Origin of the sequence: Maribacter huludaoensis (genome assembly GCF_029350945.1) — a bacterium.
GTDB lineage: Bacteria > Bacteroidota > Bacteroidia > Flavobacteriales > Flavobacteriaceae > Maribacter > Maribacter huludaoensis.
Genome location: NZ_JARKMS010000001.1, coordinates 872 through 2,274 on the forward strand (window position 1 = coordinate 872; position 1,403 = coordinate 2,274).

Below are 1,403 nucleotides of genomic sequence, written 5' to 3' on the forward strand. Positions count from 1 at the left end.
TGTGCGAACAGATCAGCATTCGTGAATGTTGCGCCTTCACAAATGTTCAATGTTCCATCGATTCCTGCATTTGGCTGTGCTTGTTCTACAACGGTTACGATACTTTCATCATCTACTGCACATGGAGCAGTCGCTGCTACGGTATACGTATGTGTTCCATTGCCATTGTCCGTCCACGTTCCACCTGTATCTGGATTGCCAGTCAGTTGCGCGAACAAATCATTATTATCAAAAGTATCGCCTACACAAATATTCAGTGTACCATCGATTCCAGCATATGGTTGTGCTTGTTCTACAACGGTTACGATACTTTCGTCATCTATTGTACAGGGTGATGTCGCTGCTACGGTATACGTATGCGTGCCATCGTTATTGTCCACCCAAGTTCCTCCAGTGTCTGGATTTCCCGTTAACTGTGCAAAAAGGTCTGCGTTGGTGAATGTCTCGCCTTCACAAATGTTCAATGTTCCGTCGATTCCCGCATTTGGTTGCGCCTGCTCTACAACAGTTACGATACTTTCATCATCTACCGTACATGGAGCTGTCGCTGCTACTGTATACGTGTGAGTACCATCGCCATTGTCGACCCATGTTCCGCCCGTATCCGGGGAACCGGTCAGTTGCGCGAACAGATCAGCATTGGTGAATGTTGCGCCTTCGCAAATATTCAATGTTCCATCACCTCCGGCATTTGTTTGCGCCTGCTCGGTTACGGTTACGATACTTTCATCGTCTACCGTACATGGAGTAGTCGCTGCCACTGTATACGTATGCGTGCCATCGTTATTGTCCGTCCATGTTCCGCCGGTATCAGGTGAACCGGTCAACTGTGCGAACAGATCAGCATTCGTGAATGTTGCACCTTCACAAATGTTCAATGTTCCATCGATTCCTGCATTTGGCTGTGCTTGTTCTACAACGGTAACGATACTTTCATCATCGGTTGTACATGGAGCTGTCGCTGCTACTGTGTACGTATGGGTACCATCGTTATTGTCGACCCATGTTCCGCCGGTATCTGGATTACCTGTAAGCTGACCAAATAGATCATCATTGTCAAAAGTTGCTCCCTGACAAATATTCAATGTTCCATCGATTCCTGCATTTGGTTGTGCCTGCTCTACAACGGTTACGATACTTTCATCATCTACTACACATGGAGCTGTCGCTGCTACTGTGTACGTATGGGTACCATCGCCATTGTCCGTCCATGTTCCGCCGGTATCAGGTGAACCTGTTAATTGGGCGAACAGATCTGCATTCGTGAATGTTGCACCTTCGCAAATATTCAATGTTCCGTCGCCTCCGGCATTTGGCTGTGCTTGCTCTACAACGGTAACGATACTTTCATCATCGGTTGTACATGGAGCTGTCGCTGCTACTGTGTACGTATGGGTACCATC

1 protein-coding gene is annotated in these 1,403 nt (G+C 47.4%); it reads right to left on the bottom strand.

The window, feature by feature from the left end; genetic code table 11:
• A partial coding sequence (locus tag PXC01_RS00010; RefSeq protein WP_476703485.1) for an autotransporter outer membrane beta-barrel domain-containing protein occupies window positions 1-1,403 on the bottom strand: 1,403 nt, incomplete at both ends.